This window comes from Spirillospora sp. NPDC000708 (assembly GCF_040299565.1).
Lineage (GTDB): Bacteria > Actinomycetota > Actinomycetes > Streptosporangiales > Streptosporangiaceae > Spirillospora.
Genome location: NZ_JBEPCJ010000039.1, coordinates 41,122 through 55,740, shown reverse-complemented (window position 1 = coordinate 55,740; position 14,619 = coordinate 41,122). Strand labels below are relative to the sequence as shown.

General features: G+C 72.5%; 15 protein-coding genes. 12 read left to right on the top strand and 3 right to left on the bottom strand.

Annotated features, from left to right (window positions below):
- The first annotated feature begins 32 nt into the window (after positions 1 to 32).
- The 3 genes from ABT299_RS26300 to ABT299_RS26290 all read left to right on the top strand — a co-directional run bounded on the left by ABT299_RS26300 (position 33) and on the right by ABT299_RS26290 (position 2,362).
- Positions 33 to 713, top strand: coding sequence for a cyclase family protein (locus tag ABT299_RS26300; RefSeq protein WP_500252340.1), 681 nt, complete (start codon positions 33 to 35; stop codon positions 711 to 713).
- Between the two features lie 80 nt (positions 714 to 793).
- Positions 794 to 1,549, top strand: coding sequence for a protein phosphatase 2C domain-containing protein (locus tag ABT299_RS26295; RefSeq protein ID WP_500252339.1), 756 nt, complete (start codon positions 794 to 796; stop codon positions 1,547 to 1,549).
- A 336-nt stretch (positions 1,550 to 1,885) separates the two neighbouring features.
- Positions 1,886 to 2,362: a hypothetical protein gene (locus ABT299_RS26290; RefSeq protein WP_190868621.1), complete on the top strand. Its 477-nt coding sequence runs from the start codon at positions 1,886 to 1,888 to the stop codon at positions 2,360 to 2,362.
- Between the two features lie 392 nt (positions 2,363 to 2,754).
- Here the strand turns inward: ABT299_RS26290 and ABT299_RS26285 are convergent, their stop codons facing one another.
- On the bottom strand, positions 2,755 to 3,411 hold the full coding sequence (locus ABT299_RS26285) for a TetR/AcrR family transcriptional regulator (RefSeq protein WP_500252338.1): 657 nt from the start codon (positions 3,409 to 3,411) through the stop codon (positions 2,755 to 2,757).
- 108 nt (positions 3,412 to 3,519) lie between these two features.
- Between ABT299_RS26285 and ABT299_RS26280 the strand changes: the two genes are divergently transcribed.
- Entirely contained in the window at positions 3,520 to 4,068 is a 549-nt protein-coding gene (locus ABT299_RS26280; protein WP_500252337.1) for a carbonic anhydrase, read from the top strand.
- A 46-nt stretch (positions 4,069 to 4,114) separates the two neighbouring features.
- A complete protein-coding gene (locus tag ABT299_RS26275) occupies positions 4,115 to 4,939 on the top strand; it encodes a TIGR03619 family F420-dependent LLM class oxidoreductase (RefSeq protein WP_500252336.1) in 825 nt (274 codons plus the stop codon).
- A gap of 28 nt (positions 4,940 to 4,967) precedes the next feature.
- On the opposite strand, the gene ABT299_RS26270 is transcribed toward ABT299_RS26275, so the two are convergent.
- Positions 4,968 to 5,456, bottom strand: coding sequence for a DUF4870 domain-containing protein (locus tag ABT299_RS26270; RefSeq protein ID WP_347256990.1), 489 nt, complete (start codon positions 5,454 to 5,456; stop codon positions 4,968 to 4,970).
- Positions 5,457 to 5,661: 205 nt separating this feature from the next.
- On the opposite strand from ABT299_RS26270, the gene ABT299_RS26265 reads away from it, so the two are divergent.
- Positions 5,662 to 6,294, top strand: a complete 633-nt coding sequence (locus ABT299_RS26265) for a PaaI family thioesterase (RefSeq protein WP_190864652.1) — start codon at positions 5,662 to 5,664, stop codon at positions 6,292 to 6,294.
- A gap of 10 nt (positions 6,295 to 6,304) precedes the next feature.
- Here ABT299_RS26265 and ABT299_RS26260 read toward each other — a convergent pair whose 3' ends face one another.
- Positions 6,305 to 6,445, bottom strand: a complete 141-nt coding sequence (locus tag ABT299_RS26260) for a hypothetical protein (protein WP_500252335.1) — start codon at positions 6,443 to 6,445, stop codon at positions 6,305 to 6,307.
- A gap of 364 nt (positions 6,446 to 6,809) precedes the next feature.
- On the opposite strand from ABT299_RS26260, the gene ABT299_RS26255 reads away from it, so the two are divergent.
- The 6 genes from ABT299_RS26255 to ABT299_RS26230 are packed head-to-tail and all read left to right on the top strand — an operon-like array spanning position 6,810 to position 14,550.
- Positions 6,810 to 8,951, top strand: coding sequence for a hydantoinase/oxoprolinase family protein (locus tag ABT299_RS26255; protein ID WP_500252334.1), 2,142 nt, complete (start codon positions 6,810 to 6,812; stop codon positions 8,949 to 8,951).
- On the top strand, positions 8,948 to 10,702 hold the full coding sequence (locus ABT299_RS26250) for a hydantoinase B/oxoprolinase family protein (protein WP_500252333.1): 1,755 nt from the start codon (positions 8,948 to 8,950) through the stop codon (positions 10,700 to 10,702). Before ABT299_RS26255 ends, ABT299_RS26250 begins: the two co-directional genes overlap by 4 nt.
- Entirely contained in the window at positions 10,699 to 12,027 is a 1,329-nt protein-coding gene (locus ABT299_RS26245; RefSeq protein WP_500252332.1) for an MFS transporter, read from the top strand. The genes ABT299_RS26250 and ABT299_RS26245 overlap by 4 nt, the downstream gene beginning before the upstream one ends.
- A complete protein-coding gene (locus ABT299_RS26240) occupies positions 12,024 to 12,581 on the top strand; it encodes a cysteine hydrolase family protein (RefSeq protein WP_500252331.1) in 558 nt (185 codons plus the stop codon). Before ABT299_RS26245 ends, ABT299_RS26240 begins: the two co-directional genes overlap by 4 nt.
- Positions 12,578 to 13,759, top strand: coding sequence for a glycine C-acetyltransferase (locus ABT299_RS26235; protein WP_500252330.1), 1,182 nt, complete (start codon positions 12,578 to 12,580; stop codon positions 13,757 to 13,759). Before ABT299_RS26240 ends, ABT299_RS26235 begins: the two co-directional genes overlap by 4 nt.
- Positions 13,756 to 14,550: an SDR family NAD(P)-dependent oxidoreductase gene (locus tag ABT299_RS26230; protein ID WP_500252329.1), complete on the top strand. Its 795-nt coding sequence runs from the start codon at positions 13,756 to 13,758 to the stop codon at positions 14,548 to 14,550. Before ABT299_RS26235 ends, ABT299_RS26230 begins: the two co-directional genes overlap by 4 nt.
- Positions 14,551 to 14,619 lie beyond the last annotated feature (69 nt).

Here is a 14,619-nt window from a genome sequence, read left to right as displayed (position 1 = left end):
CGGGTGCGCGCGGGCCCGGGATAATCGGCGGCATGGCCGCTGAGCTGCTCGACCTGTCCGTCCCGATCACCACCGGAATGCCGGTGTACCCGGGCGACCCGGAGGTGGAGGCCGTCCCCGCGCTGACGGTCGCGGACTCCGGGGTGAACGTCCTGCGGCTGCACATGGGCTCGCAGACCGGCACGCACGTGGACGCCCCCTTCCACATCGACGACGCGCTGCCCCGGCTGGACGAGCTGCCCCTCACCCGCTTCACCGGCCCGGCGGTCGTCATGGACGCGCGCGGCCTCGCGCCCCGCGCGCCCATCTCCCCGGACCTGCTTCCGGACGGCCTCGCGCCCGGGGTGGTCCTGCTCATCGCGACGGGCTGGTCGTCGCGCTGGGGGACGGACGAGTACCTCGCCCACCCGTACCCGTCGCCGGAGACGGCCGAGGCCATCGCCGCCGCCGGCGTCCGGACGGTCGGCATCGACGCGCTCTCCGCCGACCGGACCCCGCCGCCCGGCTCGGACGACTTCTCGCTCGCCGCCCACCGGATCCTCTGCGGCGCCGGGGCCGTCATCGCGGAGAACCTCACCGGCCTCGGCCCGCTCGTCGCCGCGCAGGCCGAGGGGCGTCCGATCGAGGTCTCGCTCTTCCCGATCGCGCTCGCCGCCGCCGACGGCGCCCCCATCCGCGCCGTCGCGCGCCTGGGCTCCGCGCGCACACCGTAGGTGGGTGCGTGCCGTTCGTCCCCTATGACGGGCGCGATCCGTCCATGATGGGGTGCGGGGACGATCGAGAGGGCGGTGCGATGCGGGTGACATGGGCGACGGACCAGGGGAGTCCGGAGCGGCTCAACGAGGACTTCGTGGCGGCGGCTCCGGGAGCCGTCGTGGTGCTCGACGGCTGTGGGCTGCCGCTCGGCACCGACCTCGGGTGCGTGCACGGGACGGCCTGGTACGCGCGCTCGCTCGGGACGCGGTTGCTCGCGCGGATGCTGGACGGTCTCGGCCCGCAGGCCGGGCCGCCCGTGGCGCCGCCGGAAGGCGTGCACCGCCCGGCGCGGCGCCCGCTGGTGGCGCGGCTGGCCGGGGCCATCGCGGACGTGGCGGCCGCGCACCGGGCGAGCTGCGACCTGGGCGTCCCGACCACTCCGGCGGCGACGGTGCTGGCGGTGCGGGTCCGGGGCGACCTGGTGGACTACCTGGTGCTGGCCGACTCGACGATCCTGCTGGAGCGCGTCACCGGCGAGGTGGAGGAGATCACCGGCGGTCCCTATTACGCGGCGGCGGACCCGGGCGCGGCGGACGCGGCCATCACCGGCACGGTCCCGCTGGGGGAGCTGCGCCGGGTGCTGATGCTCACGGACGGCGCGACCCGGCTCGCCGACATGTTCGGCGCCACCGGCTGGGACGGCCTGGCGCGGCTGGCCGCCGAGCAGGGGCCCGGCGCGGTCGTCGAGCGGACGCGCGAGGTGGAACGCACCGACCCGCAGGGCCGGCGCTGGCCGCGCCACAAGATCCACGACGACGCGACGCTCGCGGTCTGCGCGTTCCCCGGCTCCTGAGCCCCGGCCGCGACGACGCGACGACGCGACGACGCCACGGTCGCCGTCTGCGCGTTCGACTCCCGCCGACGATCGCCGCAGACCCGAGTGGACTCCCGTGCGGTCAGGTACCGACCGCCCTGTGGCATTCCCGCGTGACCAGCATGCATATCGCCGTTCAGTGACGTCGAAAGAGTCATGCGGATGGGTGCCGCCGAACGATTCTGTGAAAATTGCGTTCACTCCGAAGATCTCCATCGATCTGTTGCGAAAGTGCTCGCCGGCAGGACAGTACCGAGCATGGATCGCATACGCGGCAGCGTGTGCGGCCAATCGATCTCTCAACCGGGAGGAACGTTGTCCACACGCCTGATGGCCCGCCGGATCGGTGTGGCCGCCGCCGGGGTGGCGGCGGTCTCGCTGCTGGCCCCGACCGCGGCCTATGCCGACGGCTCCAAGCGTGTCAAGTTCGACGTGCAGGCCAAGCTCGCGCACGGCGACCCGTATTCGTCGCGCGCCAAGGGAAAAGCCTGGTTCTATGACGGCCTCATCGGGGACCGCGCCGGATGGGACATCTACGTCTACGACCGCTCGAAGACCGGCAGATGGTGCGGAAAGGTCAAGGTGGTGGCCGATCTCCCCGCGCAGGTCGACGTGCAGTACAACGGCCCGAGGGTCTGCGGATACAACAAGAGCAAGCACTGGGTGGTGAACAAGACGACGGCGTGGACGCTGATCCGCGGTCTCAAGATCCAGCTCTGCGAGATCGAGCCGGTCAGCCAGGCCAACCAGAAGTGCGTGACCAAGAAGTATGTCAAGAACCCGTACTACTGAGCCGAGCTGAATCCGCGGATCACGAGCCGTTCGCGGGCGACCGGAAGCGGCTCTTGATGCGGAGAATCCTGCTTGCAGAGGCAGTGTGACAGGGCGATTCCGCCGAGTCACGGCGTGCCGTTGCCACCGCCGATGGCAACGGCACGCCCGCCGCCTCTTGGTGGTCCGGCTCGGTCGCTCTGCCGAAAGATCCCCATGCGTCGCGGACGTATGCCATCGGCGATATCCGGATGTCTTTTCCATCCCTTTGTGAGAGTTCTGTAAGGAGCTCTTTCCTGTGCCGCCTGTTCTGCAGGGCGTACTTGACGGCCTGGATCCTTTGGAACTGCTCGTCCGGGCCGCGGCGATCCGGGTGCCGGTGAGGTGGTCGGCCGGGGCGGAACGCGCCCGCGTCAGAGCCCGCGGAGGATGAAGGCGAAGAGCGCGTCGGCGAGCGCGGCGTTGGCGGTCTGCGGCATGTCGCGCAGAGGCCCGTGGTTGCGGAGCATCGCCATGCCGTGGACGCAGGACCATACGGTGAACTCGGCGTCCGGGCGCCGCTCGGCAGGAAGCGCGCCCGCGGTGACGAGCTCGTCGAGGACTCCGCTCAGCACCGACAGCGGCGTCCTGCCCTCCGCGTCGCCGTCGGACAGGCCCTCGGCGAACCTGAGGTGGCCGGGGACGGCGAAGACGGTGTCGAACAGGCCCGGCTCGGACGCCGCGAAGCCCAGATAGGCGGTGCCGACGGCGCCGAGCCGGGCGACCGCGCGGTCCTTGCTTCCCGGCCGGGCGGTCACCAGCCCCAGCTCGTGGTCCATCCGCTCGACGAGCGACCGCATCGCCTCGGCGCACACGGCGTTCAGGAGCGCGTCCCGGTCGGCGAAGTGCCGGTACGCGGCGTTGGGGGCGACGCCGACGATCCGGGTCGCCTCCCGCAGCGTCACCGCGCCGGGGCCGCCCGACCGGGCCAGCTCCACGCCCGCCCGGACGAGGCCCGACCGGACCACGCCCTTCGGCCGGCGGCCGCTCCGCCGCTCCGCGCCGGCCGCCGCGACGCCGTCCTCGCTCACGCTCCCGCCCCTCTCACCGTGGCCGAGCCCCTGCCGCTCGCCGCATTTAGTGGACGGTGTCCACATTGCGGCGTAAAGTGGACGGCGTCCACATAGATGGGAGCCGCCGTGACCACCCTCGACACCCTCCTCGACCGGAACCGCCGCTTCGCCGCCGCGGGCCCGCCCGCGGACCTGCCATTGTTCCCCAGGCTGAAGACGATCGTGATCTGCTGCGTCGACCCGCGCGCCGACCCGGCCGCCGTCCTCGGCCTCGGGCTCGGCGACGCCCTCGTCATCCGCAACCTCGGCGGCAGGTTCACGCCCGGCACCTTCCGGACGATGGCGGCGCTGCGGGCGATCGCCGAGGCCGAGGGCACCGATCCGGGGCCGGGATGGAACCTCGTCGTCCTGCACCACACCGACTGCGGGATGACCCGCCTCCGCGAGCACACCGGCCTGCTCGCGGACGTCTTCGGCGTCGACCCCGGCGACCTCGGCGGCAAGGCCGTCGGCGACCCGGTGGCCGCGGTGGCCGCCGACGTCGCGGCGATCAAGGCGAACCCGTTCCTGCCCGCCGCGTTCCAGGTGTCCGGCCTCGTCCACGACCTCGCCACCGGCCTGGTCGACGTCGTCGTGCCGCCGGCCCCCCTCCGGCCCGGGGCGGACGCCGCATGATCGCCGGGAAGTAGGGTGGCGCCGACCGAGGGAGAGGAGCCGCCGCATGCGGCTGGGCATCACCATGTTCGCGACCGACCTGACCATGCCGCCGCACGAGCTGGCCAGGGAGGCCGAGGCTCGCGGCTTCGCCTCGCTGTACGTCCCCGAGCACACCCACATCCCGGTGGCGCGCAAGACGCCGCCGCCGACCGGCGACACGGCCCTGGCCCCCGAGTACGCGCGCACGCTCGACCCGTTCGTGGCGCTCGCCGCGGCGGCGGCCGTGACCGAGCGGATCACCCTCGGCACCGGCATCATGCTGCCCGCCCAGCGCGAGCCGATCGTCACCGCGAAGGCCGTCGCGACGCTCGACCGGATCGCGGGCGGCCGGATCGCGCTCGGCGTCGGCTACGGCTGGAACGCCGAGGAGGGCGCCGACCACGGCGTCCCCTGGACGCGGCGGCGCGAGGTCGTGCGCGAGCACGTGCTGGCGATGCGCGAGCTGTGGACGCGGGACGAGGCGTCGTTCGAGGGCGAGTTCGTGAGCTTCGAGCCGAGCTGGTCGTGGCCGAAGCCCGCCGGCCGCGTCCCCGTGCTGCTCGGCGGCGCTCCCGGCCCGACGCTGTTCGCGCACATCGCCGAGTACGGGGACGGGTGGATGCCGATCGGCGGCGCGGGCATCCGCGAGGCGCTCCCGGACCTGCGCCGCGCCTGCGCCGACGCGGGGCGCGACATGGTCCCGGTCGTGCCGTTCGGGACCGTCCCGAGCGAGGAGAAGCTCGGCTACTACGCCTCGATCGGTATCGAGGAGGTCGTGCTGCGGGTCCCGGGAGGCGGCCGGGACGCGGTCCTGCCGGTCCTGGACGAGTACGCCCGCACCTACCTGTGACCCGGGGCCCCGGTCCCCGGGCCGCCGGCTAGCGGACCATCCGGAAGCAGAAGAAGGTCGGGAACCGGTAGAACTCGCCCTTGCCGGCCTTGACCGCCCCCAGGATCAGGAACACCCACTGGCCGATCAGCGCCTCCAGGTACGGGAAGACGATCGGGATCAGGAACGCGGGGGCCTTCGCGATGATCGCCGGCGGGACGCAGACCGCCATCACCGCCAGCAGATGGATCAGCAGCGTGATCTGCACGTTCAGCGCCTGCGCCGCGTGGAAGCGGACGAACGGCGACTCGCGCTTCTTCACCAGGTAGATGATCAGCGGGGCGAGGAACGAGATCACGAGCGTGCCGACGTAGGCGAAGATCGCCCAGGTGTTGTCGTCGTTGCGCGGCGGGGCGTACTGCGGCCCGTGCGGGACGCCCGGCGGCCCGTAGCCCCAGCGCGGGTCGTACGGTCCTCCGGGCGGGGGTCCCGGAGGCTGCCCGTACGGCTGCCCATAGGGCGGTGGCTGCTCGGTCACGGGGGTTTCCTTCGCGGCTGCGGGGGTCGTCGCATGAATCATAAAGTGCGCCGCCCTCGCCGCCCGCTGAACCGCGGCGAACCGCCCCCCGCGACGGCCGCCGCCGGAGCCCGTTCGCGGCCGGATCCGCCCGCTGGGCGGGACCCGCCGCACCGGGCATCCCGCCCCGCAACTTAGAATCTCGTTCGGCTCAGAAGGAGGCTGAATGAGCGGGGCGACCACCGAACGGCACATGCTCGGCGAGGACGAGGCGGCACCGCTGGCCGGGCTCGCCGCCCGGGTCCGCGAGCTGACCGAGGCGGCCGTCCTCACCGGCGTCGGCGCCGGCGAGGCGCGCGCCGTCGCGGACGAGATCGCCGCGCTCACCGAGCGGCTGCGGGCCGTGCGCCGCGACGCGCCGCCGTTCCTCGTCACCGACGGGCACCGCATGGACCGGCAGGGCGGCAACCCCGTCACCGGCGTCCTCAACCCCATCGCGCCGCCCGTCGACCTCGACGTCGCGCCCGACGGCATCGTCCGCGCCGAGTTCACCCTCACCGACGTCTACGAGGGGCCGCCGTCCTACGTGCACGGCGGCGTGTCGGCGATGGTCCTCGACCAGGCGCTCGGCATGGCCGCCGCGCAGACCGGCACCGGCGGGATGACCGCGACCCTCGAACTGCGCTACCGGCGGCCCACCCCGCTCGGCGTCCCGCTGACCGTCGAGGCCAAGGCCAGCCGCGTCGAGGGCCGCAAGATCTACGCGTCCGGGACGATCGCGGGCCCCGACGGCCGCGTCACCGTCGAGGCCACCGCGATGTTCGTCACGCCGCAGAACTTCCTGGTCCACCAGCGCTGAGCGCGGGCGGTCAGGCGGGCGCGCCCGCCTCCCGGACGGCCCGCGCCCGGGCCGGGTCCGGCAGCAGCGCGAGCGCGCCCAGCGTCAGCGCCGACGACACGACCATCGCGACCGCGATCGCCCACCAGCCGTAGTCGTGCAGCAGCCACATCGAATCTGCGCCACGACCACGGCGATGACCGCCACCGCGCTCGGCGAACAGCGGCGTGTCCATCACCCGGACCCGCACGAACAGCCCGCATCGGCCGCCTCATGGCTTCTCATCACGACACGGCCATCCACCACCCGATGGCCCTCGGCAGGACACCAGGATCCACCGGACAGGCTCTAGCGCTGCCCGCCATCTCTCTCGTGCCTGCGGCAACCAGCCTTGGGTGAGGTTTGAGGGGCCTCGGGTCTTCCCGTAGGCCACGCATCCCCGCCAGACGCCGGCGGCAACCTCGCCGCAGCCCGGTATCGGGCCCCGCCGGCATTGCCCCTAACGCCTCGAGCTGCATAAAAACATCAATCGACTCTTGCTGATATCTCAACTCGCTCTTATTCTGATCCCAATTGCTCGCTCTGCGAAGGAGATGCCCGTGCCTCCCAGTCACGATCCCCGACCGGCCGGCTGGCGGGTCGGCGCCGACATCGGCGGCACCTTCACCGACGTCATCGCCTTGGGCCCTGCCGGTGAGGTGGTCCCGATGAAGGTCCCGTCGACCCCGCCGGACTACGGGTCGGGCGTGGTGGGGGCGACCACCGCGGTTCTCGCGTCCGCCGCGGCCGCACCGGAGGACGTGATCGCGATGCTGCACGGCACGACCGTGGCCACCAACGCGATCCTGTCGATGAGCGGCGTCCGGACGGCCGTGGTCACCACGCGCGGTTTCCGGGACGTGCTGGAACTCGGCCGCCTGCGCCGGCCGGTGCTGTACGACCTGTCCTGGTCCAAGCCCGAGCCCCTCGCACGGCGCCGGAACCGGTACGAACTCGACCAGCGCATCACGGCAGCCGGGCGGCTCGAGCCCCCGGCCGGTGAGGACGAGGTTCGCGCGCTGGCCACGCGGCTGCGTTCGGACGGCATCGAGGCGGTGGCCGTGTGCCTGATCAACTCCTACGCCCGGCCTGACGAGGAGCGGCGGGTCGCCGATCTGCTGCGGGCTGCGCTGCCCGGCGTCTATGTCACGGCCTCGGTCGATGTCTCTCCGCAGCCGCAGGAGTTCGAGCGCACGAGCACGGCGGCGGTCAACGCCTACGTCGGTCCCGCCGTGCACGGCTATCTCACCCGTCTGGAGGCGGGGCTGCGGGCGGCGGGTGTGAGCGCCCCGTTGCTGGTGATGCAGTCCAGCGGGGGACTGCTCGACGCGGCGTCCGTCACGCAACGGCCGGTGCAGATCATCGAGTCCGGCCCCGCGGCCGGCGTCACCGCCGCGCAGAAGCTCGCGCAGATGATCGGCTTGTCCACGGTCGTGGCGTTCGACATGGGCGGGACCACGGCGAAGGCGTCGCTCATCGAGCACGGTGAGCCGTTCGTCTCGGCGGAGTACGAGGTGGGCGGGGGCATGAACGTCGCCCGTGGACTCGGGTCCGGTGCCGGTTATCCGGTGCGGGCGCCGTCGATCGACATCGCCGAGGTCGGCTCCGGTGGCGGCAGCATCATCTCCGTCGACGCGGCGGGCGCCCTGCACGTGGGGCCTGCCAGCGCGGGGTCACGCCCCGGCCCCGCCTGCTACGGGCAGGGCGGTGAGCTGCCGACGCTGACCGACGCGAACGTCACGCTGGGATACCTCAGCCCGAAGTCCCTCGCCGGGGGTCGCGTGGTGATCCACCCCGATCTCGCGGTGAAGGCGCTGTCGCCGGTCGCCGAGCGGCTCGGCGGCGACGTGCCGGGCACCGCTCGCGGCGCGTACCAGGTCGCCGTGTCGAGCATGACCACTGCGGTCAAAGCCGTGACCAGCGAACGCGGCCGTGATCCGCGCGAGGCGACCATGGTCGCGTTCGGCGGCGCCGGTCCGCTCTACGCGGCGGCACTGGCTCGTGAGCTGGGCATCTCCACCGTGATCGTGCCGGTGCACCCCGGGTTGTTCAGCAGCCTCGGTCTGCTCGTCGCCGACACCGAGCGCCACGAACTCGCGCCGTACCGGCCGGAGTTCGCCGAGGTGAGCGCGCTCGGCAGGGAGTTCGCGCGGCTCACCGCGAAGGTGACCGCCGAGCTGGGAGCGGACGCGATCGTGGACCGGCTGTTGGACATGCGCTACCGCGGTCAGCGGTTCGAGCTGCGCATCCGCGTGCCCGAAGGCGCCCTCACCGATGAGCTGCTCGCCGCGACGCGGGCGCGATTCCATGCCGAACACGAGCGCACCTACGGCCGGGCCGGTACGGACGAGCTGGTGGAGCTGGTCAACCTCCGGGTACGCGGCAGACTGCCCGCATCCGGGTCCATCGCGGACGTGCTGGGCCTTCCCATCACCGCGGGAGGCGAGCCGACCGTCCGTGAATGCCGGTTCGCGGAGACCGTACCCACGGTCGTCGTGGGGCGCGGCGACCTCGGCCCCGAGCCCCTCGACGGACCGTTGATCGTCGAGGACATGGACGCCACCACTCTCGTCCCCCCTGGCGCGCGAGTCCACCGCGACCGGTTCAACAACATCGTCATCACCTGGAGTGCCGAATGATCCGCGACGCCGTGACCTTCGAGGTCTTCCGCAACGCCGTCACGGGGCTCGCGGACGAGATGGCGATCACGATCCTGCGTACGGCGCACTCGCAGCTCGTCGCGTCCAGCATGGACTTCTCCGCCGCCCTCTGCGATGCGCGCGGAAGGGTGATCGCTCAGGCCAACACGCTGCCGGTGCACCTGGGCTCCATCCCGGACGCGATGGAGGCGATCTTCGACGAGTTCGGCGGCCGGATCCAGCCGGGCGACGTCTACCTGCTCAACGACCCGTCCCTGGGCGGCATGCACCTGCCGGACATCTTCGCGGTCGCTCCGGTGTTCGCGGGGGAGGCCCTGCTGGGGTTCTCGGTCACGGTCGTCAACCACACCGACGTCGGGGGCTGGGCGGCCGGCTCCATGGCCGTGCAGTCGAAGAGCATCTTCGCCGAAGGGGTCCAGATTCCCCCCTCGCGCCTGGTGGACGCCGGTGTCATGAACGAGACGTTCCTGCGGTTGATCCTGCGCAATGTCCGCGAGCCGGAGTTGCTGCGCGGCGACCTCGAATCCCAGATGGCGGCCTGCCACACCGGGGCCGAGGGCCTGCGCGCCCTCGCGGAACGGCATGGTGTGGAGGGACTCGCCGTCCTCATCGACGAACTGCTCGACTACGCCGAGACCCTGCTGCGCGCCGCACTCGCCGAAGCGGTCCCGGGCACCTACGAGTTCACCGACCACATCGACGACGACGGTCTCGGTTCGGGGCCCATCCCGATCCGGGTGAGGGCCACGCTCTCGGAGTCCGGGATAGAACTCGACTTCACCGGCTCCGCGCCGCAGGTCGACTCAGCCTTGAACGCGACGGCCTCGTTCACCCGCTCCGCCGCGTACGCCGCGCTGCAGGGAGTGCTCGCCGCCGACATCCCGGCCAACAGCGGCTTCTACCGGCCGTTCTCCTTCGTCATCCCCGAGGCCTCGATCCTCAACGGGCGACGGCCTGCCGCGCGCGGCGCCCGAGGCCTCGTCGGCTTCCGGATCATCGATGCGGTCCTCGGGGCGCTCGCCCCGGTGTTCCCCGACCGGGTGCCCGCCGCGGGTGACGGCGGACCCGATGGGATCGCGATCGGCCTCGTCGCCGACGGCGGGGAGTCCGTCGTGCTGTGGGACCCCCTGGCCGGAGCATGGGGCGCCCGGCCCGACCGCGACGGCGTCGACGGGATCAGCTCGCTGGGCGCCAATCTGACGAACACCCCCGTCGAGGAACTGGAACGCTCCGGACACCTCCGCATCGACGGATACGGATACCTGCCGGACTCCGGCGGAGCGGGCCGCTGGCGCGGGGGGCTGGCGACCTTCCGGGACATGACGCTGCTGGCGCCCGAGGCGAGCGTGCAGATCAGGTCCGACCGGCGCAAGTTCCTGCCGTACGGGCTGGACGGCGGTGCGCCGGGGACGCCCTCGCTCAACGCTCTCGACCACGGCGGACCCGGCGAACGTGTGCTCGAGTCCAAACCGCACTTCGTCATGACCGCCGGAACCCGCCACCGGCATGTGACCGCGGGCGGCGGCGGGCACGGCAGCCCGTTCGAGCGCGCCGTGGAGCGGGTCCGCGAGGACGTCCTCGACGGCAAGGTCACCCCCGAGGGCGCCGCACGGGACTACGGCGTCGTCATCACGGAGGCCGGCGTCATCGACGCGGCCGCCACCGCCGGACTGCGCGAGACGGCGCGCTCCGGGGCCCCATCCCTCCCGACCGACGGGACAGCCAGATGAGCGCGACCGCCTCCGAGCCCCAGACCACCGTGACGCCCCGGACGTGGCGCAAGGTCGGCATCCGGATCGTCCCCCTGATCGGCCTGGCCTACGTGGCCAGCTACATCGACCGCGCCAATGTCGGCTACATCGCCGCACCGATGAAGCGTGACCTGCACCTGTCCAGCAGCCAGATCGGCCTCGCCGCCGGGCTGTTCTTCATCGGCTATGTCCTCATCGAGGTGCCGAGCAACATGATGCTGGTCCGCTTCGGTGCGCGGAAGTGGATCGCCCGGATCATGATCACTTGGGGCCTGGTCACCGCCTCGACCGCGGCCGTGCACTCGGCGGCCACGCTGTACATCGCGCGGCTGCTGCTCGGGTTCGCCGAAGCCGGCCTGGCGGCCGGGATCCTGCTCTATCTGACGTTCTGGTTCCCCCGCCGCCAGCGTTCCTGGGCGTTGTCGGGCTTCTTCCTGATGACCCCGATCTCCGCGGTCATCGGTTCGCCGTTGGCCGCCGCTCTGCTCGCCTGGGGGCGGGACCTGTTCGGCGTGGCGGGCTGGCGGGCGCTGTTCCTCGTCGAGGGCGGCCTGACGGTCCTGGTCAGCATCCTGATCTTCGTCCTGCTGCCGGACCGCCCCCGGGACGCGCGCTGGCTCGACGACCGGGAGAAGGCCGCGATCGAGGAGACCCTGGCGACGGAGGCCGCCGAACACCGCACCCATGGCGCGCACACCGGGATGCGCCAGGCGCTGACCAGCGGCCGGGTGTGGGCGATGGCCGTGTCGTGGTTCGCGATCGCGTTCGGCCTCTACCCGCTGGCGTACTTCCTCCCTACGATGATCGCGTCCATCACGGACAGCATCGGCGGCGCGGGCGACGTCAGCAGTGTGCTGCTGTCCGCGATCCCGTACGCGGTGGCCGTGGTCGCGCTGCTCGCGTGGGCGCGCTTCGCCGCCCGGCGGTCGGCGGTCACGGCCACGGTCGTGCCGATGTCGCTCGGCGCGCTGGGCCTCATCCTGGCGACCTTCACCAGCAGCGGCCTCCTGTTCATCCTCGCGGTCTGCCTGAGCGTCGCCGGAATCATGACCGCGATGCCCCAGTTCTGGCGGATACCGGCCATCGGCCTGACCGGTGCCGCCGCGGCGTCCGGGATCGCGCTCATCAACTCCGTCAGCAACCTCAGCGGGTTCATCGGTCCCTACATCACCGGGAGCATCGAGGACGCGACCGGCAGCTTCACCTACGCGCTGCTGGCCATCGCGATCATCATGGTGGCCGGGATGACCGTCCTGCTGACCACGGGACGGCGGATGGAACGACTCGACGGGAGCCTGTCATGACCACAGCACTGATCATCGGAGACGTCCAACGGGGCATCACGACCGGCTACCCGTTCGCCCGGCGGGTCGTGCCGCCGCTCACGGATCTGCTCCCGCGCGCCCGCGCGGCCGGTGCGCTCGTCGCGTTCGTGCACTTCGCCTTCCGGCCCAATGGGGCCGACCTCCCGCCGGGCAATGCCATGTTCAGGTCGTTCTACGAGGCCGGGGACGCCTTCCTTGAGGGATCGGCCGGAGCGGAGATCGCTCTGCCGGTCGCCGAAGAGGACGTCGTCGTGCTCAAGCGCCGCGCCAGCGCGTTCGCCGGCACGGACCTCGACCTCGTGCTCCGCGCCGGCGGCGTCGACACGGTCGCGGTCGCGGGAGTCGCGACCAGCGCGATGGTCGCCGCGACGTGCTACGACGCGGCGGACCGCGGCTACCGGGTGACCGTCCTGCGCGACGGCTGCGCCGATGGCGACGCGGCGATGCACGACTTCTTCATGGACGCCGTGTTCCCCAGCCGGGGGTTCGAGGTCGTCACCTGCGCCGGCTGGCCAGAGGGACGGGAAGAGTGAGCGGCACGTTCCTGGAGCGGCTGCGCAGGGAGCTCGACGAGCGCCGAACGACGGCCGGCCTGCGCCGCGACCTGATGGTCTCGGGGCCCCAGGGACCGACCCTCGGCGTGGCCGGCGAGAACCTGGTGAACCTCGCGGCCAACGACTACCTCGGGCTCGCCGCCGACCCCGAGGTTCTGGAATCGGCCCGGCGGGCGTTGCGCGACATGGGGCTCGGGGTCACCGCGGGGCGCGTGCTCTGCGGCACCCGGGCGATTCACGCCGAGCTCGAGGCGGGTATCGCGGAGCTGGTGGGAGCCGAGGACGCCGTGCTCTACTCCTCGTGCTTCGATGCCAACCTCGGCGTCTTCGCCGCACTGCTCGGCCCGGACGATGCGGTCTTCAGCGACGCCCTCAACCACGCGAGCCTCATCGACGGCATCCGCCTGTCGCCCGCCCGGCGGTTCGTCTTCGTGCACGCGGACCTCGACGCGCTCGAGTGCCGGCTCGCCGGCAGCGCGGGCACCCGCAACCGGCTCATCGTCACCGACGGAGTGTTCAGCATGGACGGCGACGTCGCCGCGCTGCCTCGGCTCCGCGAGCTGGCGCGCCGCCACGACGCGGCCCTCATGGTCGACGATTCGCACGCGACCGGAGTGCTGGGCGCGACCGGTGCGGGTACGGCCGAGCACTTCGGGCTGCGCCGGGGCGCGGATGTGCTGACCGGGACGCTCGGCAAGGCCCTGGGCGCGGCGGGAGGCTTCGTCGCCGGGGACCGCGCGATCGTGGAGACGCTGCGTCAGGCGTCGCGCCCGTACATCTTCACGAACGCGATGGCCCCGCCGCTGGCCGCAGCGGCGCTGACCGCGATCCGCATCGCCCGGGAGCGCCCCGAACTGCGCGAGCGCCTCGCGGCCAACACCGCCTGGCTGCGCGGAGCGCTGCTCGACCTCGGTTACGACGTCCCGGCGGGCGAGCACCCGATCATCCCTGTGATGTTGCCGGGTGGCTCGGTGGCCGCCGACGTCGCCGGGGCGCTGCGGCGCGACGGCGTCCTGGCCTTCGCCCTCTCGCATCCGGTCGTCCCGGCCGGCGAGGAGCGGATCCGGGTGCAGGTCTCGGCGGCGCATACCGCCGACCAGCTCGAACGCGCGGTGACCGCGTTCGGTCGGGCCCGCGCCGTGCTGGCCGGCTCATGAGCGGTCGGGAGGGGTTCCGGGCGCCCACCACCGCCGACGGCCGCGAGTTCCAGGGCCGGGTCGCGATCGTGACCGGCGGCGCGAGCGGCATGGGCCTTGCGACCGTGCACGCGCTGGCGCGGCGCGGAGCGACCGTCGCGGTGTTCGACCTCACCGTACCCGGCGACGCGGAGCTGGCTTCGACGCTCGCGGTGCCGGCGGACCGCGTCCGGTCCTTCGCGGTGGACGTCACGAGCGCCGACCAGGTCGACCGGGCGTTCGCCGCGCTGCTCCAGGACGAATCGCGGCTGGACATCCTGGTCAATGCCGCGGGCATCGCACCGCCGACCGCGGCCGAGGACATCACCGAGGACGAGTGGGACCGTGTGCTCGCGGTCAACGTGGACGGGACGTTCCGCTGCTGCCGCCGAGCGCTCCCCGCGATGCGCAGCGGCGGCTGGGGACGGATCGTCAACTTCTCCTCCACGGCCGGCAAGACCGTCAGCACGGCCGGCGGCGCCCACTACACGGCGGCCAAGCACGGCGTGCTCGGACTCACCCGGCATCTGGCGAAGGACGCGGGCCCCGACGGGATCACCGTGAACGCCGTCTGCCCGGGCCTCATCGACACGCCGATGGCGCGCGGTCTGCTGCCCGAGGAAGCGCTCGACCGCGCCGCCCGGTCCTTCCCGGTGCCCCGGCTGGGGCGGCCCTGGGAGGTCGCGGAGCTCGTGGCGTTCCTCGCGTCCGAACGGGCCGCGTACATCACGGGCGCCGCCGTCGACATCAACGGCGGCGACTTGATCGTCTGAAGCGGCGGCACCCGGACGAGGTGCACGACCGTGAGGCGGCGGAGCGCAGCCGCCGAACGACCCTGGAAC